17 protein-coding genes are annotated in these 18,423 nt (G+C 60.4%); 4 read left to right on the forward strand and 13 right to left on the reverse strand.

The window, feature by feature from the left end:
- Positions 1–178 precede the first annotated feature (178 nt).
- From M2367_RS16215 to M2367_RS16240, 6 genes are read right to left on the reverse strand one after another with little or no spacing between them, the layout of a single operon-like run.
- Positions 179–1,363 (reverse strand): tetratricopeptide repeat protein, encoded by a 1,185-nt coding sequence (locus tag M2367_RS16215; protein WP_224431624.1) that lies wholly within the window; start codon positions 1,361–1,363, stop codon positions 179–181.
- Between the two features lie 2 nt (positions 1,364–1,365).
- Complete coding sequence (locus tag M2367_RS16220; protein ID WP_259237283.1) at positions 1,366–2,028, reverse strand: energy transducer TonB; 663 nt, start codon at positions 2,026–2,028, stop codon at positions 1,366–1,368.
- On the reverse strand, positions 2,025–2,426 hold the full coding sequence (locus tag M2367_RS16225) for a biopolymer transporter ExbD (RefSeq protein WP_224431626.1): 402 nt from the start codon (positions 2,424–2,426) through the stop codon (positions 2,025–2,027). Before M2367_RS16225 ends, M2367_RS16220 begins: the two co-directional genes overlap by 4 nt.
- Positions 2,423–2,953 carry a MotA/TolQ/ExbB proton channel family protein gene (locus M2367_RS16230; RefSeq protein ID WP_042044031.1) on the reverse strand — a complete coding sequence of 177 codons (531 nt, stop codon included), beginning with the start codon at positions 2,951–2,953 and terminating at the stop codon, positions 2,423–2,425. Before M2367_RS16230 ends, M2367_RS16225 begins: the two co-directional genes overlap by 4 nt.
- Complete coding sequence (locus M2367_RS16235; protein ID WP_224431628.1) at positions 2,950–4,245, reverse strand: MotA/TolQ/ExbB proton channel family protein; 1,296 nt, start codon at positions 4,243–4,245, stop codon at positions 2,950–2,952. The genes M2367_RS16230 and M2367_RS16235 overlap by 4 nt, the downstream gene beginning before the upstream one ends.
- The gene (locus tag M2367_RS16240; protein WP_224431629.1) at positions 4,242–5,000 is read right to left on the reverse strand and encodes a DUF3450 domain-containing protein; all 759 of its coding nucleotides are present in this window, start codon (positions 4,998–5,000) and stop codon (positions 4,242–4,244) included. The genes M2367_RS16235 and M2367_RS16240 overlap by 4 nt, the downstream gene beginning before the upstream one ends.
- Positions 5,001–5,209: 209 nt before the next feature.
- Between M2367_RS16240 and M2367_RS16245 the strand changes: the two genes are divergently transcribed.
- Positions 5,210–5,986: a LuxR family transcriptional regulator gene (locus M2367_RS16245; protein ID WP_224431630.1), complete on the forward strand. Its 777-nt coding sequence runs from the start codon at positions 5,210–5,212 to the stop codon at positions 5,984–5,986.
- A 62-nt stretch (positions 5,987–6,048) separates the two neighbouring features.
- Here M2367_RS16245 and glmS read toward each other — a convergent pair whose 3' ends face one another.
- The gene (gene glmS / locus M2367_RS16250; RefSeq protein WP_259237284.1) at positions 6,049–7,881 is read right to left on the reverse strand and encodes a glutamine--fructose-6-phosphate transaminase (isomerizing); all 1,833 of its coding nucleotides are present in this window, start codon (positions 7,879–7,881) and stop codon (positions 6,049–6,051) included.
- A gap of 50 nt (positions 7,882–7,931) precedes the next feature.
- On the reverse strand, positions 7,932–8,705 hold the full coding sequence (locus M2367_RS16255) for a DeoR/GlpR family DNA-binding transcription regulator (RefSeq protein ID WP_224431631.1): 774 nt from the start codon (positions 8,703–8,705) through the stop codon (positions 7,932–7,934).
- A 123-nt stretch (positions 8,706–8,828) separates the two neighbouring features.
- On the opposite strand from M2367_RS16255, the gene blrA reads away from it, so the two are divergent.
- The 3 genes from blrA (at position 8,829) to creD (ending at position 12,589) form a co-directional block, all read left to right on the forward strand.
- On the forward strand, positions 8,829–9,503 hold the full coding sequence (gene blrA, locus M2367_RS16260) for a beta-lactam response regulator transcription factor BlrA (protein WP_259237285.1): 675 nt from the start codon (positions 8,829–8,831) through the stop codon (positions 9,501–9,503).
- 149 nt (positions 9,504–9,652) lie between these two features.
- Complete coding sequence (gene blrB, locus M2367_RS16265) at positions 9,653–11,077, forward strand: beta-lactam sensor histidine kinase BlrB (protein WP_259237286.1); 1,425 nt, start codon at positions 9,653–9,655, stop codon at positions 11,075–11,077.
- A 168-nt stretch (positions 11,078–11,245) separates the two neighbouring features.
- A complete protein-coding gene (gene creD / locus M2367_RS16270; RefSeq protein WP_259237287.1) occupies positions 11,246–12,589 on the forward strand; it encodes a cell envelope integrity protein CreD in 1,344 nt (447 codons plus the stop codon).
- A gap of 60 nt (positions 12,590–12,649) precedes the next feature.
- On the opposite strand, the gene glmU is transcribed toward creD, so the two are convergent.
- From glmU to atpA, 5 genes are all read right to left on the reverse strand, one after another.
- The gene (gene glmU / locus M2367_RS16275; RefSeq protein WP_259237288.1) at positions 12,650–14,011 is read right to left on the reverse strand and encodes a bifunctional UDP-N-acetylglucosamine diphosphorylase/glucosamine-1-phosphate N-acetyltransferase GlmU; all 1,362 of its coding nucleotides are present in this window, start codon (positions 14,009–14,011) and stop codon (positions 12,650–12,652) included.
- A gap of 93 nt (positions 14,012–14,104) precedes the next feature.
- The gene (locus M2367_RS16280) at positions 14,105–14,530 is read right to left on the reverse strand and encodes a F0F1 ATP synthase subunit epsilon (protein ID WP_005893194.1); all 426 of its coding nucleotides are present in this window, start codon (positions 14,528–14,530) and stop codon (positions 14,105–14,107) included.
- Positions 14,531–14,548: 18 nt separating this feature from the next.
- On the reverse strand, positions 14,549–15,937 hold the full coding sequence (gene atpD, locus M2367_RS16285) for a F0F1 ATP synthase subunit beta (protein WP_042044021.1): 1,389 nt from the start codon (positions 15,935–15,937) through the stop codon (positions 14,549–14,551).
- Positions 15,938–15,970: 33 nt separating this feature from the next.
- The gene (atpG, locus tag M2367_RS16290; RefSeq protein ID WP_224431636.1) at positions 15,971–16,837 is read right to left on the reverse strand and encodes a F0F1 ATP synthase subunit gamma; all 867 of its coding nucleotides are present in this window, start codon (positions 16,835–16,837) and stop codon (positions 15,971–15,973) included.
- A 43-nt stretch (positions 16,838–16,880) separates the two neighbouring features.
- Entirely contained in the window at positions 16,881–18,422 is a 1,542-nt protein-coding gene (gene atpA, locus M2367_RS16295) for a F0F1 ATP synthase subunit alpha (RefSeq protein WP_042044019.1), read from the reverse strand.
- Between the last annotated feature and the right edge of the window lies 1 nt (position 18,423).

Below are 18,423 nucleotides of genomic sequence, written 5' to 3' on the forward strand. Positions count from 1 at the left end.
GCTTTTCTTTCGGCGCCTGCTTCACTGTGAAGCTAGCTCATCAGTCCGGCGTGTTGTGCCGTGCTGGTAGGGGCGCATTATAGGGATGGCAGCCGTGCTGGCAAGGCTTTTCTCATCAAAACAGCGCGACCGCGCACTTTTTAGCCTCAAACCATCAAAAGCGCCGAATTAGACGACATTACGCCGAATCTTTATCCGATTCATGCTGGCGTGCTTCTATATAGCTAAGCCAGCGCTCGGCGCGTACCTGCCAGGCCGTGCCACCTTCGGCTTTAAGCTCCTGAGCCAGCACCATGGCTTTCGAATACTGCTCTTGATTCAGCAGGGCCTGTACCAGCTGGGCCTTGACCCTGCGACCCTGCTCGCTCCGGTTTTGCCCGCTAGCCGCCAACTGACTCATGGCGGCCTCGGTTTTGCCTCGCAACAGCAGAAGTTCCGCTGCCCGTAAACCCGCATCGCTCTGGGAGGGCTGCCGGGCCAGGGTCTGCCAGCTCTCGATGGCCTTGGGCCACTCTCTCGCACCTTCCCAAAGCTGGGCAAGCAGACGCTGATTTTCCGGGCTCTGCTTGAGTTGTCCTTTCTTCATGGCGTTTTCCAACAAACGGGCGCCGCGATAGGGTAATCCTTGCCAGGCATACAAGCGGATCAGTTGACTCCGGGTATCCACATCATCCATCAGCTTGCGGTCTATGGCTGTTTGCAGCAGCGCCAGGGCCTGCTCGCCCCGTTTGGCGGAAAGATTGAGGGCCACGGCCTGTTGCCACCAGCGTTGCTCGGTCGGCTCACGGCGGATCAGCTCGCTGGCCTGGTCGGCCGCCTGGGGATAACGCTGCAAGGCAGTCAGGGCCGAGAGCCGGATCAGGGCCACCGGTTTTTGCCACCCCTTCTTGAGCAGCTGATCGCTCTGGCTAACCGCCTCTGCGTACTGTTTGTTGTGGTAGTAGAGACCCGCCAGGCGCAACCTGAGCTCGTCACTTGGCTGCTTGGCAAGCACGGCCTGGTAGCTGGCAATGGCGCCACGCCAGTTGGATTGCTGAGCTTGAATATCGCCATGCAGGCGCAGCAGCTGGAGCCGTTGTTGCTCCGGCCACTCTTTATAGGTCAGTGCCTGCTCCACATAGCGGCTCGCCTGGGCCGTCTGTTGCAAGTTGGCAGCCAGGGAGGCATTGAGCTGAGCCAACCAGGCCTGCTCAGCCTCTGAGCCTGGTTTCAGGTCGCGGGCCCGGCTCTGGGCCTGCTGGAACTGGCCGGACTGATAGAGCTTGAGCACGGGGGCCAGCTGGCGGGAGAAGAGCGGGCTCACCTCCATGGCCCAACTGCCGGCGCTCACCAGGGCCAACAGGCAGATCCAGATCCGCAACATAGTCATGACTCCAACTTGAACTTGAGGGTGATCACCTGGGGCAACTTGTCACTCGCCCCGGGTCTTGGCTGATAACGCCACTTGCTCACCGCCTGGATGGCGGCTCGCTCGAACTGACGCCTGGGTTTGGCCTCGACCACGGTCACATCCTGTACCCGTCCCTGGGCATCGACCGCGAAGCTCAGCGTCACGAAACCCTCTATACCAGCCTGTTGCGCCCGGTAGGGGTAGGCAGGCTCGATGCGCTGCAGCGGGGTCAAGATGTCACTGCTGCCAACACCGCCCAGCTGACCATGGGGATTCCCCGCTGCCACGGCAGCCGGTGCTGGCGCGGCCAGCACACCCGGGGCGGCAACCTGCACCGGACTCAGATCAGCCACCAAATCCAGGCTGGGTTGTACCGAAGGCAGAGGGGGCGTTGCCGGGGTGGGCATGGGGCTCAGGGAGAGGGCAGCCGGGGGTTCGGGCAGGGGCTCGGGTTTCGGCGGGACGGGGCGCTCTCGCTGCGCGACCTCGCTCTGCTCCGTCTGCATCCGGATGACGATAGGATCCTGTTCATCGTGCTGGCTGCGCTCCTGGGGTGGCTCGACCAGGGCGGCCATGAACAGCAATATCCCCAGGCTGAGCAGCAGACCCAGCCCCAGGCTCATCAGCTTGAACTTCATGGGGCAGACACCGCTACCGCTATGCTGGCGATCCCGGCGGCCTTGGCCTCATCCATCACCCTCACCACCTTGCCATGGGGCACACGCTCGTCGGCCTGGATCACCAGGCTGGCCTCGGGCTGTTCGGCCAACATGCGCGCCAGGCTGGCTTGCACCCGCTCTATGTCTACCGGCTTGCGATCCAGGTAGATCTGACCCTGTTCACCGATGGCCAACATGATGCTGGAGGACTTCTGGGCCTTGGCGTTGCTCGCTTGAGGACGATTGACCTCGAGCCCGGCTTCACGCACGAAAGAGGTGGTCACTATAAAGAAGATCAACATGATGAAGACGATGTCGAGCATGGGGGTCATGTCTATCTGCACTTCATCACGCACGCGCTTGGATTGGCGTCTCATGGTAATACCTTCTCTTCGCGCAGTCCGTCCCGGGTTTGTGCCAAGGCCCGTTTGGCCTTGCTGTCGAGACGACTGAGTAACAATACGCCGAGCAAGGCAACGACCATACCCGCCATGGTGGGTATGGTGGCGCGGGAGATGCCGCCGGCCATGCTCTCTGGATTAAAACGGTTGGCTGCCGCCAGGGTGTCGAACACCCCTATCATGCCGGTCACTGTGCCAAGCAGCCCCAACATGGGGCAGAGCACGACCAGGGTGCGAATGATGATCAGGTGGCGACCGAGCTCCAGCTCGGCCTGAGCCAGCCAGCGACCACGGATGGCGCGGGCATGCCAGCTGCTTTGTTCCGCTCTGGCCTGCCAGTCGGCTTGCAGACGGCGCTGCAATGCGCCATAGCCCAGATTGAGATACAGCAACCGCTCAATGATCAGGATCCACATCAGCGCCAGCATGGCCAGTATGACCCAGAGCACAGGGCCACCTCGGCCCATGAAGCTCTGCAACTGATGCCAGATGTCGAGCATCATGCCGCGCGCCCTTCCCGTATTTCGCCTTCGGCACGCTCGGCCAATATGCCGGCCACTTGCTGCTCCAATACATTGGAGAGCTCGACGAAACGCGACTGCAGCAAGCTATGGGAGAGGATGAGCGGTATGGCTGCCACCAGCCCCATGACGGTGGTGATCAGCGCCATCGAGATGCCACCGGCCATGATCTTGGGATCGCCGGTACCGAACTGGGTGATGGCCTGGAAGGTGCCAATCATGCCGGTCACCGTGCCGAGCAGACCCAGCATGGGCGCCAGGGCGGCGATCACCTTGACCATGCCCAGACCCCGCTCGAGGCGCGGCGTCTCCTGCAAGATGGCCTCATCCAGCCTCAGCTCCAGGGTCTCCATGGCGATCTCCGGGTGCTTGTCCGCGACCAGCAGTACCCGGCCGAGGGCGTTGTCCGCATGATAGTCACCGCTAGCCAGCTGACGACGCACCCGGCCCAGCTCGCGAGAGAGGCTCCACAGCCGCACCGCGGCGATGCCCAGGCCGATCAGGGCCAGCAGTATGATGATGGCGCCTACTTTTCCGCCCTGCTGCAGCTGCTGCCAGAAACCAGGGGCCTGGGCCTGCATGGCAAGCAGGACGCCATGGGAGGGATCGAGCGGTACGGCCTCGCCCTCCTGACCCTGGTATGCATGGGCGGCACGATTGAGACTGGCGGGCAGACCGAGCACAGGGGTCAGGCCATCGGCTTCCACCTGGAGCAAGCCCTCTTTCCCCAGCAACATGAAGCTGCCGATGCGGGTCACCGGCTGGCGGCTCGCGGCACCCTGGCCATCCAGCACATTGGCGTCGAAGCGGGCAATCTGGCCCGATCCGGTGATCTCTTGCATCAGTAGACTTGGCAGTTGAGCCAGGGCGGTGCGGTCCGGCACATCCTGCTCCTTGCTCATCTGCTGCAAGGGTTGCAAGCGATCGCCATATTGACCCTGAAGCGCCGAGCCACCGAGCAACCTGGTCGCGTCGTTTGCTCCCTGGCGGGCCACGGCAAAGACCTCGTCCATGTCACTGGCCGCTTGCTGCCACTGGGATTTCAATTCACCCAGCTTTTTCTCGTTGTCGGCAAATTCACTCGCCAGCTGCTTGCTCTGCTGCTGGGCGGCACTCAGCCGGGCACGGGCGCTCGCCAGGGTCTTGCTGACCTCACCAAGATCCTGACTCGCTTGTTGTTCGCGGGCCTGCTCCTGTGCCTGCCAGTCTTCATTGGCCAACGCTGGCTGCATCATGCCCAGTGTCAGAGCGACAAGAAGGGGAAGTTGTCTCATGACTGGGTCTCCTGCAGGGCCACGGAGAGCGGCAGTTGCAACAACTGGGGGACGCCCTTCTCTTTTGCCATGGCGAATGCCTCGCCGAGCGGGCTCAGCCACTGTTCATCCAGCGCCAGCCATGTTTTCTGTTGTGCCGACCAGCGCCAGGCCAGGCTGTGATCCGCCGTCATGGCGAGCAGGGCCACCCGGCCCACGGCCAACACCTCGACCCGGCGCGGCGTGCCATCCAGGGTCAACTCGGCCGAATAGGCATCGAGCCGGTTACCGTATTCGGCCTCGATCTGATAGGCCTGCAACAGTTGGCGAAATTTCTCCGCCTCGCTCACGTCGCTGCGCGCCAGGGTCGCTTTCAACCCCTGCACCCGTGATAACCGCTCCTCCTTGCGCAGGGGAATGTCATCTTGCACCAGCGACGCCAGGTCGCTCTGCATCTTCAGCATCAGGGGGATAAGGCCCTGACGGGTCTCTTCCACCGCGCCGAGCTGGGTATTGAGGCGAGTCAGCTCCTTGCGCTGATCGGCAACCAGCGACTGCATATAGCTGTTGTAAGCCTCGAGGTCGCGCAGTTGCAATTCGGCATTCTGCAACTCCTGGCGAGCGGCGAGGGCGGCATCGGCCGCTTTCTCCACCCGCAGCTGGGATGCTTGCCCGGCGGCAATACTCGCCTTGAGAGCAGGCTTGACCAGTTCATCGGCAGAAACTGACAAGGAGATCGATAATGGCAACAGGGCCAGACACCATAACTTGTTCATGAAATAGATCTTATCAATGATAACTATTCTCATTATTTCAAATCATGGGACCAGTAGCAATCGACATCAGTCCTTGGCCTAGGGGGAAAAAAACAGGATAATTTTTAGACAAACACGGGATGTACTGGCGTTGGTAGAAGCAACACCACATTTATAACTAAAAAATATCTTTTCGATCAGCAAGATAGGGATCGAAAAAGGAGAGAAAGATGTTTAACGACGCCATATGGGAACACATAGACAGGTTTACCAGGGCCAAGAAAACAAGCGACATCCAGCAGCTTCTGGAACGTTTCAGCCACCAGATGGGCTTCGATTATTTTCGTTTGCTGATTATTTTTCCCATCAGCATGCAAAAATCCCACGTCGCTCTGTTCAATAATTGCCCAACCAGCTGGTTCAATGCCTATACGGAAAAACAGTTCCTGACTCAGGATCCTGTGGTGCATCTTGGCCTCAAACAGACTCAGCCCATCTTCTGGAATCAGCTCGATTGCACCTCTCCCTGGCTACCCAGCGCCAGTCAGGAAGTGATGAACCTGGCCGCCGACTTCGGCGTTCGTAACGGTGTCTCCTTTCCGCTGCACACCCCGCAGGGTGAACACGGCATCCTCTCCTTTATTACCAAGGAAAAATCCGATTCCGAGCTGATGTTCGACAACGTGCCCATGCTCTCCTTCTGTGCCAGCTACATCTTCAACTCGGCCCTAACCCTCATCAAGGCCAGACCGGATCTGATGAAGTATCTGACCGAGCTGTCGGACCGGGAGAAGGAGTGCCTGTTCTGGGCCAGCGAGGGCAAGACCTCCTGGGAGATAGCCACCATACTCGGCATCAGCGAACGGACCGTCAATTTCCACCTCAATCAGGTAACCAACAAGACGGACTCCAAGAACCGCAGTCAGGCCATTGCCAAGGGGATCTCCAGCGGCATCATTGTGCCCTCCCTGACCGATGTGACCATCACCAACCTGCGACTGTCGTAATCTGGTCAGCAGCAACAAAAAGAGCCGCATTTGCGGCTCTTTTTCATGGGATCATCTTTGGCTTATTCAACCGTAACCGACTTGGCCAGGTTGCGCGGCTGATCCACGTCCGTGCCCTTGATGAGGGCGACGTGATAGGAGAGCAGCTGCAAGGGCACCGTGTAGACGATGGGGGCGATCGCCTCCTCGACATGGCTGAGGTTCATCACCCGCATGGTCTGGTCACTCTTGAAACCGGCGGCCGCATCGGCGAACACATAGAGAATGCCGCCACGAGCGCGCACCTCTTCGACGTTGGACTTGAGCTTCTCCAGCAGATCGTTGTTCGGCGCCACCACTATGATGGGCATCTCGGCATCCACCAGCGCCAGCGGGCCATGCTTCAGCTCACCGGCCGCATAGGCTTCTGCATGGATGTAGGAGATCTCTTTGAGCTTGAGCGCCCCTTCCATGGCAATGGGGTATTGGCTGCCGCGGCCCAGGAACAGGCTGTGGTGCTTGTCGGCAAACTCTTCGGCCAGGGTTTCGATCTCCTTGGCCAGGGCCAGACTCTCCTTGATGCGCTGCGGCAGGGTCTTCAGCGCCTTGACCAGCTCAGCCTCGGCGGCAGCACTCAGGTTGCCACGGCAATGACCGATGGCGGTCACCAGCATCAGCAGACCGGCCAACTGGGTGGTGAAGGCCTTGGTGGAGGCCACGCCAATCTCGGTACCGGCCCGGGTCATGAAGGCGAGATCCGATTCCCGCACCAGGGAGGAACCCGGTACGTTGCAGATCGCCAGGGAGCTCATGTAGCCGGACTCCTTAGCCAGACGCAGGGCGGCCAGGGTATCGGCGGTCTCGCCGCTCTGGGAGAGGGTCACCAGCAGGCTGTTGGGGCGCACCACCGACTTGCGATAGCGGAATTCGGAGGCGATCTCCACGTCGCACGACACCCCTGCGATCTCTTCGAACCAGTAGCGGGCCACCATGCCGGAGTTGTAGGAGGTACCGCAGGCGATGATCTGGATGTGCTCGACCTGGTCGAAGATGGCGCGGGCGCCATTGCCGAACGACTCGACCACCACATGATCGCTGCCCAGCCGCCCTTCCAGGGTGTTGGTGATGGCCTTGGGCTGCTCGTAGATCTCTTTGAGCATGTAGTGGCGGTACTCGCCCTTGTCACCGGCATCGTGGGAGAGCTCGGACTCCAGCTCCTCGCGCACCACGGCGTCGCCCTGGGTATCGAAGATGTGCACGTCACGGCGGGTCACCTCGGCCACGTCACCCTCTTCCAGGAAGATGAAGCGGCGGGTCACCGGCAGCAGCGCCATCTGATCGGAGGCGATGAAGTTCTCGCCGATGCCGCGACCGATCACCAGCGGCGAGCCGGAGCGGGCCACCACCACCCGGCTGTCGTCACGGCTGTCCATCACCACTGTGCCGTAGGCGCCGCGCAGCTGCTTCACCGCGACTTGCATAGCCACCAGCAGGCTGGGGGCGGATTTCAGTTCGTGGTGCACCAGGTGAGCGATCACCTCGGTGTCGGTGTCTGAACTGAACTCATAACCCAGCCCCTGCAACTCGGCCCGCAGCTCTTCGTGGTTTTCGATGATGCCGTTGTGCACCACGACGATATGCTCGGAGACATGGGGGTGGGCATTGCGCTCGGAGGGCTCGCCGTGGGTCGCCCAGCGGGTGTGGGCGATGCCGGTACCGCCATGGACGGACTGTTCGTCCAGCGCCTTGGCCAGCTCGGCCACCTTGCCCAGACGGCGCACCCGTTGCAACGGGTGCTCGCTGCTGAACACGGCCACACCGGCGGAGTCATAACCGCGATACTCGAGACGGCGCAGGCCTTCCACCAGAATTTCAGCCACATCACGTTGGGCGACTGCCCCGACGATGCCACACATAGACTTCTCCTTAAAATTGAATTGTTAACAATGGGATGAGCAGGCGAGCGTCAGCCTGCGAGGGGGGCGCAGATCAGCGTCACCCCTTTGGATTCGAGTAGTTGCCGGGTCTCGTCGGCCAAGTCTTCGTCCGTCACCAGGGTATGGATTTGCGCCCAGGGCAACTCCAGGTTGGGGATCTTGCGGCCTATTTTTTCTGACTCGACCATGACGATCACCTCCCGCGACACCTCGGCCATCACCCGGGACAGGCCCACCAGCTCGTTGAAGGTGGTGGTGCCCCGCTCGGGATCTATGCCATCGGCGCCGATGAACAGCTGGTCGAAGTCATAGGAGCGCAACACCTGCTCCGCCACCTGGCCCTGAAAGGACTCGGAGTGGGGATCCCAGGTGCCGCCGGTCATCAGCAGGGTGGGTTCGTTCTCCAGCTCGCGCAGGGCACCCGCCACATTGAGGGAGTTGGTCATGACGATGAGGCCACGCTTGTTGCCCAGCATGGGGATCATGGCACTGGTGGTACTGCCGCTGTCGATGATGATGCGATTGTGATCGCGGATCCGGTCGGCAGCTGCACGGGCGATGGCCAGCTTTCGCTTCGAAACTTGTTCCGGGTTATCCGTCACGACCATCTCGCTCGGTAGCGGCACGGCGCCCCCATAACGACGCAGTAGCAGACCGCCGGTTTCCAGCACCGCCAGATCCTTGCGGATGGTCACTTCCGAGGTGGAGAAGTGCTTGGCCAGGGTATCGACGCTCACTTCGCCCTGCTCTTGCACCAGGGTCACTATGGTGTGGCGGCGCTGTTGAGTGTTTCGTTTTGTCATCATTAAGTTTCGATTCGAAAGAATGGCGGGATATTAGCAAGCTTTGCGGGAAAAACAAGCGGACAAAATAGGATCCCCATCACTTAGCTGCCAAAATAGACCGGCAGAGAGTGAGAGGATCCCATGCACAAGAGATTGATATGGTTGGTAGAAGACGAAGCCAACATCGCCGACACCCTGATCTATGCCCTGCAGACCGAGGGGTTCGAGGTGATCTGGTTCAACCTGGGCGAGACCATGTTGGCGCGACTGGAACAGACGCAACCTGACTTCCTGATCCTGGATGTGGGTCTGCCCGACATCAATGGCTTCGAGCTGTGCAAGCGGGTGCGGGCGCACAGCGACACCCCGCTGATGTTCCTCACCGCCCGCAGCGAGGAGATAGACCGCTTGATCGGGCTGGAGATTGGCGCCGATGACTATGTAGCCAAGCCGTTCTCGCCCCGGGAGGTCTGTGCCAGGGTACGCACCATCTTGCGCCGCAGCGAGCGGCAGCCCCCCTCACAGGCCAGTGGTTTGCTGCTGGATGAGGAGCGGGCCCGCATCTGTTTCCACGGTCAACCCCTGAACCTCACCCGCTATGAATACCTGCTGCTCAAGACGCTGATGCAGGCGCCGGGCCGGGTTTACTCCCGCCAGCAGTTGATGGATCGGGTGTGGAGCGGGGCCGAAGATAGCCTGGATCGCACCGTCGATACCCATATCAAGACCCTGAGGGCCAAGCTGCGGGAGCGGGATCCCGATGCCAATCTGATCCTGACCCACAGGGGGCTGGGTTACAGCCTGGAGCTGGCATGACCGATGTGCATGGGACTGCAACTGCCGCGCAGCCTGGGCTGGCATGCAATATGAGACACGAAATATGACCATTGAACGGCAACAGCCCGACCACCGGGATCTGCCATGAGCACAATAGAACGGCAACTAGCTTGCTGTCAGGGGCGGATATGAGGATTGGACTGCAACTGCTGGCCGGGCTGCTGCTCATCTTCGCCCTGGCCGCCTGGTTTGTACTGGAGATCTTCGTCGAGGAGATCAAGCCCGGGGTGCGCAGCGCCGCCGAAGATACCCTGGTCGACATGGCCCAGATACTGGCCCCCCTGGCCCTGGACGATTTGCAGGATGGCAAGATGGCCAATGGGCGACTGGCCCATGCCTTCACTCGCCTCAACCAGAGCCCCATCAATGCCCTGATCGACGGCCACCTCAAGCAGCAGGCCGAGTATCGCATCTATGTTGTTGATGCTAATGGCAGCGTTATCTACGACTCCTCTGGCCAGGATCTGGGCAAAGACTACTCCCGCTGGAACGACGTCCACCTGACCCTGCGCGGTCAATATGGTGCCCGCAGCACCCGCAGCGACCCGGACGATCCCACCAGCTCGGTGATGCACGTGGCGGCGCCGCTGCGCGAAGGGAATAAGATACTGGGCTCCCTCACCGTCGCCAAACCCAATCACACCCTGCTGCCGATGATAGAGCGTGGTGAGCGCCAGCTATTGCAGGCTGCCGCCCTCATGCTATTCATCGCCCTGCTCATCGGCGCTCTGCTGGTGTGGTGGCTCAACCGTTCCATCCGCAAGCTGGAAAGCTACGCCCAGGCGGTCAGCCAGGGGGAGCCGGCCCAGTTGCCCCATCTATACAGTCTGGAGCTGGACAGGTTGGGGCGTTCCCTCGAGACGATGCGCCGCCAGCTCGATGGCAAGCGTTACATAGAGCAGTACGTTCACAGCCTGACCCATGAACTCAAGAGCCCCCTGGCCGCCATTCGCGGGGCGGGAGAGCTGCTGGCGGAGGCGCCCCCTGCCGAGGTCGCGACTCGATTCATCAACAATATCAATCAGGAGTCGACCCGGATGCAGCAGCTGATCGAGCGCATGTTGCAGCTCGCTCGCCTCGAGTCGGGCCAGGAACGTGAACGTCAGGCGGTGGATCCGATGCAGCTGGGAGAAGGGGCGGTGGCGGCGCGCCAGATAGTGGCCGACAGGCGCGGCATCACCCTCAGCCACAGCCTCAAACCAGCCCAGCCACAACGCTGGGATCGACTGCTGGTGGGACAGGCGCTGGGCAATCTGATCGACAATGCCCTCGACTTCAGCCCAAGCGGAGGCCTGTTAGTGATAGAGGGCGAACCGGTGCAGGAGGGTTACCGCTTCCGGGTCAAGGATCAGGGGCCTGGCATCCCGGATTTCGCCCTGCCGCGCATCTTCGAGCGCTTCTACTCCCTGCCCAGGCCAAACGGCGCCAAGAGCAGCGGCATAGGGCTCAGCTTCGCCGCCGAGGTGGCCCGCCAACATGGAGGCAGCCTGACGTTGCACAACGACCAGCAAGGCGGGGTACTGGCCGAACTCTGGCTGCCCAGCCATGGTTAACCCCTGAGCCAAGCCTCGGGCAGGCAACCGGCGAACACACCTGTCAGGCTCCCACCCCCCACCTCAGCGGAGGTCGGTTTTTCTCTCTCCTTCACCCTCACTTCACAGGGGCTCATCTCCCCTTCACCCAGCCCGGGGAGACTGGCTTGCGATAACAAGGAGCCCGTCATGGTCAAACAGATTGTCACCCACAAGATCTTCCTGCTACTGCTGCTCGGCCTGCTGCTGATGCTGCCGGTACAATCCATTCTGGATCTCAATCACGAGCGCCAGCACTATCAGCGTCAGGCCATCGGCAGCATGATGGCCAGCAGCAGCGGCCCGCAGCGGCTGCTGGGGCCAGTGCTGGTACAACCCTATAGCCGCGCCGTTACCGTGGAGCAGGATGGCAAGCGCTTCGTGCGTCAGGAGCGGCTCTATCGCTACCTGCTGCCGGAACAGCTGGATATGCGCGCCAACATGGTGGTCACCCCCCGCAAGCTCGGCATCTATCAGGCGCAGATCTACCACACCACCATCACCCTGTCCGGTCGCCTGCCCGGTACCCTGACGGACAAGGCACTACTGGCCAGCAACCCGGAGCTGCGCGTTGACGGTGCCGATCCGGCACTGGTGGCGGGTAAACCCTACCTCAGCCTGGTGCTGTCCGACGCCCGTGGCATCAACAGCGTCCCGGTGCTGCAACTGGGAGATCGCCACATTCCCTTCATCCCCGGTGCCCTGCTGGGAGAGGATCAGGCGGGTATTCACGCGCCGCTCGACGCCTTGCCGGGCGAACAGGGTGAGTTTCATATCGAGCTGAACCTGCAGGGTATGAACAGCCTGGAGCTGGTGCCCCTCGGTCGGGAGAGCAGGTTGCAACTGACCGGCAACTGGCCTCATCCCAACTTCATCGGCGATTTCCTGCCGGGCAGTCGCAAACTGGATGAGGCGGGTTTCAATGCCAACTGGCAGACCAGCTGGTTCGCCACCGACATGGAGACCCGCTTCTTGCGCAGCATGAGTGGCAAGGAGCAAGCACTGCCCGCCTTCAGCGTCAGTCTGGTGCAGTCTGTGGATCAATACCGACTCAACGAGCGAGCGGCCAAGTACGCCCTGCTGTTCATCGGCCTCACCTTCATCAGCTTCTTCATGTTCGAGCTGCTCAAAGGGCTGAGGGTCCACCCCATCCAGTACGCCCTGGTCGGCATGGGGCTGGTCATCTTCTATCTGCTACTGCTGGCGCTGACCGAGCATCTGGGCTTCGCCCTCGCCTACCTGCTGGCGGCGCTGGCCAGCGTGGCGCTCAATGGCTTCTACCTGAGCCATGTGCTGGGGGGCCTGAAGCAAGGGCTCGGCTTCGCGGCCCTGCTGGGGGTTGTCTATGCCACCCTCTATGGCCTGCTGCAAGCAGAGCAGAGCGCGTTACTGCTCGGCGCCCTGCTGCTGTTTGCCATACTGGCGCTGATCATGATGCTGACCCGCAAGCTGGACTGGTACAGGGTCATGGAGAGCACGGAGTCCAGGCCATAAAAAAACCGGCGCCACAAGGCGCCGGTTTCCTTTATTTCATGGATAGGGATTGATCGGGCATCACTTCTTCTTGACCGGACGCGCCCAATTCTGGATATGGCGCTGGGGCACCCGGGTGATCACCAGTTCGTGCTCTGCCACGTCCTTGGTGATGGTCGAGCCCGCCCCCAGGGTCGCCCCCTTGCCGATGCGCACCGGCGCCACCAGCTGGGTGTCGGAGCCGACGAAGACGTCATCCTCTATGATGGTCTGGAACTTGTTCACCCCATCATAATTGCAAGTAATGGTGCCGGCGCCGATGTTCACCCTGGCACCCACCTCGGTGTCTCCCAGATAGGTCAGGTGACCACACTTGGAGCCAACCCCGAGCCGGGACTTCTTCATCTCGACGAAGTTGCCCACATGAGCATCCTGTTCCAGCACGGCACCGGGCCGCAGGCGGGCGAAGGGGCCGACCGAGCACTGGTCAGCAACCTGCGCCCCCTCGATGACGGAGTAGGGTTTCACTTCACTGTGATCGCCGATTTCGCAATCTTTCAGCACGCAACCCGCACCGATGCGCACATGATTGCCGAGTTTGACCTTGCCCTCGATGATGACGTTGACATCGATCACCACCTCTTCCCCGACCTCCAGTTCGCCGCGCAAGTCGAAGCGGGCCGGATCGATCAGGGTCACACCGGCGATCATCAGCCTCTCGGCCTGCATCTGCTGGTAGCTGCGCTCCAATGCCGCAAGCTGCACCCGGTTGTTGGCCCCTTCCACCTCCATGGCGCTGTCCGGATGAACGGCGGCGATGGCGCAACCATCCCCGTGGGCCATGGCAATGACGTCGGTGAGATAGAACTCGCCCTGGGCATTCTTGTTGTCCAGGCGGGACAACCAGCTACGCAACTGCGCCCCCTTGGCCACCAGCACGCCGGTATTCACTTCGCGGATGGCGAGCTGCTCGGCGTTGGCATCCTTCTGCTCGATGATGCCGACCACCTGGCCGCTTTCCCGCACGATACGGCCATAGCCGGTCGGATTGTCCAACACCACGGTCAGCAGCGCCATGCCGCCATCGGCCTTGGCGGCCAGCAGTCGTTGCAGGGTCTCGGGCTGGATCAGCGGAGTGTCGCCGTACAGCACCAGTACGTCGTCTTCGTCTTGCCAGAACGGGATCGCCTGGGCCACCGCATGGCCGGTGCCCAGCTGCTGGGCCTGCAGCACCCAGTTCAGATCCGGCGCGGCGATCCGCTCCTTGAGCAACTCGGCGCCGTGGCCATAGACCAGGTGCAGTTGCTCGGCACCTATCTGGCGAGCGGTGTCGATGACATGGGAGACCATGGGCTTGTTGGCGACAGGGTGCAGTACTTTTGGCAAGGAGGAGCGCATGCGAGTACCTTTACCCGCAGCCAGGATCACGACGTTGAGAGACATAGCCAGCCTTTGAAACTTGAGGAAATGCTCGGCGGAGTCTATCCAACGGATAAAAAAAAAGCGACCCGAAGGTCGCTTTTTGCATCACCGCTATTAACGGTAATTCTTTTTGACGATATCGATAACCCGCAGTTGGGCCATCGCCTTGGCCAGCTCGGTAGCGGCCTGGGCGTAATCGATGTCACCATGGGAGCTGTTGATCCGCTCCTCGGCACGACGCTTGGCTTCCTGGGCTTTCGCCTCATCCAGATCGTCGGCACGAATTGCGGTATCGGCCAGCACGGTCACGGCTTCGGGTTGTACTTCCAGCATGCCGCCGGAAACGTACATCACCTCTTCGCCACCATTCTGCTTGATCAAGCGGACCAGGCCCGGCTTGATGGCAGTCAGCAGCGGCGCGTGACCGTGGTGGATACCCAGCTCACCTTCGGAGCCTGAAACCTGTACGGTCTGAACACGGCCGGCAAACAGTTTGCCCTCTGCGCTCACCACATCCAGGTGAAAGGATATCTCAGCCATGGGTCCTCCTATCGAGGCTTACAGTTTCTTGGCTTTCTCGACGACTTCGTCGATACCGCCAACCATGTAGAACGCCTGCTCAGGCAGATCGTCATACTCGCCTTTCAGGATGCCCTGGAAACCACGAATGGTCTCTTTCAGCGGCACGTATTTGCCCGGTGAACCGGTAAATACTTCGGCCACGAAGAACGGCTGGGACAAGTAACGCTCGATCTTACGGGCACGGGATACGGTCAGTTTGTCTTCTTCTGACAGTTCATCCATACCCAGGATGGCGATGATGTCCTTCAGCTCTTTGTAGCGCTGCAGTACGGTCTGAACGCCACGAGCGGTGTCGTAGTGCTCCTTGCCAACCACCAGCGGATCCAGCTGACGGGAGGTGGAGTCCAGCGGGTCAACGGCCGGGTAGATACCCAGTGCCGCGATCTGACGGGACAGAACGACGGTCGCATCCAGGTGGGCGAAGGTGGTCGCCGGGGACGGGTCGGTCAAGTCATCCGCAGGGACGTAAACGGCCTGTACGGAGGTGATGGAACCGGTCCGGGTGGAGGTGATACGTTCTTGCAGAACACCCATCTCCTCGGCCAGGGTCGGCTGGTAGCCTACTGCGGAGGGCATACGGCCCAGCAGTGCGGATACTTCGGTGCCGGCCAAGGTGTAACGGTAGATGTTATCCACGAAGAACAACACGTCACGACCTTCGTCACGGAACTTCTCGGCCATGGTCAGACCGGTCAGCGCCACGCGCAGACGGTTTCCGGGCGGCTCGTTCATCTGACCGTAAACCAGGGATACTTTGTCCAGTACGTTGGACTCCATCATCTCGTGGTAGAAGTCGTTACCCTCACGGGTACGCTCGCCCACACCGGCAAAGACTGAGTAGCCGCTGTGTTCGATCGCGATGTTACGGATCAGCTCCATCATGTTGACGGTCTTGCCAACACCGGCGCCGCCGAACAGACCGACTTTACCACCCTTGGCGAACGGGCAAACCAGGTCGATAACCTTGATGCCGGTCTCCAGCAGATCGTTGCTGTTGGACTGATCTTCGTAGCTGGGAGCTTCGCGGTGGATGGACCAACGCTCTTCTTCGCCGATCGGACCCTTCTCATCGATGGGTTCGCCCAGTACGTTCATGATCCGACCCAGGGTCGAGGTACCAACCGGTACCTGGATTGCCTTGCCGGTATTAACTACTTCCAACCCACGACGCAGACCGTCGGAGGAACCCATGGTGATGCAGCGCACGACACCGCCACCGATCTGCTGCTGAACTTCCAGCACCAGACCCTGGCCTTGACCTTCACTGACGACGCACAGCGCATCGTACACCTTGGGTACGGCATTCTGCGGGAACTCGATGTCCACTACAGCGCCGATGATTTGGACGATGAAACCATTACTCATGTCAAATCCTCTAAATCTTTGATAACCCTTGCCTTACACCGCAGCAGCGCCCGATACGATCTCTGTCAGTTCCTGGGTAATACTGGCCTGACGGGCCTTGTTGTACACCAGTTGCAGATCGTTAATCAGGTTGCCGGCGTTGTCAGTCGCGGCTTGCATGGCAACCATTCGGGCTGCCTGTTCGCTGGCCAAGTTTTCCACCACGCCCTGGTACACCTGGGACTCGACGTAGCGAATCAGCAGGGTATTCAGCAGCTGTTTGGGATCCGGCTCATAGAGGTAATCCCAATGGTGTTTCTTGGCGAGCTTGCTGTCTTCTGTTACGGGCAAAGGCAGCAATTGATCGACTCGGGGTTGTTGCACCATGGTGTTTACAAACTTGTTGTACACCAGGTACAGACGGTCAATCTCACCGTTGTCGTAAGCCTTCAGCATGACCTTGACTGAACCAATCAGGTCACTGATGCTCGGGTTGTCACCCAGTCCGGAGACATGGGCTTGCACCTTGGCACCGTGCCGCTGGAAGAAGCCGGAAGCCTTGTTACCGATCAGTGCCAGGTCAACCTTGGCACCTTTCGCGCTCCAGTCCTTCATCTCATTGAGGGCAGCCTTGAACAGGTTGATGTTCAGACCCCCACACAGGCCACGGTCGGTGGAGACGACGATGTAACCCACTCGCTTGACCTCACGTTCCATGAGGTAGGGGTGCTTGTATTCCAAGTTCCCCTGGGCGATATGGCCGATCACCTTGCGCATGGTTTCAGCGTACGGACGGCTGGCAGACATGCGTTCCTGCGCACGGCGCATCTTGCTTGCTGCCACCATTTCCATAGCGCCGGTGATCTTCTGAGTGTTCTTCACACTCCCGATCTTGGTACGTATCTCTTTTGCGCCGGCCATCTCTTACTCTCCTTCAGGTGGCAGCTTGCGCTGCCACACTCGCTTACCAGGTCTGGGTTGCTTTGAAGTCATCCAGCAACGCAGTCAGCTTGCCAACGATCGCGTCGTTGTAGTCGGCTGTGGCGTTGATGTCTGCCATCAGCTCAGCGTGCTGGGTATTGGCGTAGGAGAGCAGAGCGGCTTCGAAATCGACAACCTTGGCGATTTCGACGTCGGAGAGATAGCCCTTCTCGGCGGCGAACAGCACCAGAGCCTGGGCAGCCACACTCATCGGGGAGTATTGCTGCTGCTTCATCAGCTCGGTTACCTTCTGGCCGTGATCCAGCTGCTTGCGGGTCGCCTCATCCAGATCGGAAGAGAACTGGGCGAAGGCCGCCAGCTCGCGGTACTGGGCCAGAGCGGTACGGATACCACCGGACAATTTCTTGACGATCTTGGTCTGAGCCGCGCCGCCCACTCGGGATACGGAGATACCCGGGTCAACCGCCGGACGAATACCGGAGTTGAACAGCTGAGTGGTCAGGAAGATCTGACCATCGGTGATGGAGATCACGTTGGTCGGAACGAACGCAGACACGTCACCGGCCTGGGTTTCGATGATCGGCAGCGCGGTCAAAGAACCGGTCCGGCCAGTCACGGCACCCTTGGTGAACTTCTCGACGTACTCGACGTTGACGCGGGAAGCGCGCTCGAGCAGACGGGAGTGCAGATAGAAGACGTCGCCTGGGTAAGCTTCGCGTCCTGGCGGACGGCGCAGCAGCAGGGAGATCTGACGGTAGGCCACCGCTTGCTTGGACAGGTCATCATAAATGATGAGCGCGTCTTCACCGCGGTCACGGAAGTACTCACCCATGGAGCAGCCGGCATAAGGCGCCAGGTACTGTAGGGCAGCGGCTTCGGAGGCAGAGGCTACGACCACAATGGTGTTGGCCAGAGCACCGTGCTCTTCCAGCTTGCGCACCACGTTGGCGATGGTGGAGGCCTTCTGACCGATCGCGACGTACACACACTTAATACCAGAGTCTTTCTGGTTGATGATGGTGTCGATGGCGATGGCGGTCTTACCTACCTGGCGGTCACCGATGATCAGCTCACGCTGGCCACGACCGATAGGGATCATGGCATCGATGGCTTTCAGGCCGGTCTGGACAGGCTGGTCAACAGACTTACGCTCGATAACGCCCGGTGCGATAACTTCGATCGGCGAGAAGCCGTCGTTGTCGATGGGACCTTTACCGTCGATAGGCTGACCCAGGGTGTTGACCACCCGGCCCAACAGACCACGACCAACCGGCACTTCCAGAATGCGGCCAGTCCCTTTTACTTTCATCCCTTCGGCTAAATCGGCGTAGGGACCCATGACCACGGCACCAACGGAGTCACGCTCCAGGTTCAATGCCAGAGCGAAGCGGTTACCCGGCAGCTCGATCATTTCACCCTGCATGGCATCGGCCAGACCGTGGATACGAATGATACCGTCGCTCACAGAGACGATGGTGCCTTCGTTGCGCGCTTCGCTCTTAACATCAAACTGCGCGATGCGCTGCTTGATAAGCTCGGCGATTTCAGTGGAATTCAGTTGCATG

The organism is Aeromonas sp. BIGb0445, assembly GCF_024809075.1.
GTDB classification, from domain to species: domain Bacteria; phylum Pseudomonadota; class Gammaproteobacteria; order Enterobacterales; family Aeromonadaceae; genus Aeromonas; species Aeromonas rivuli.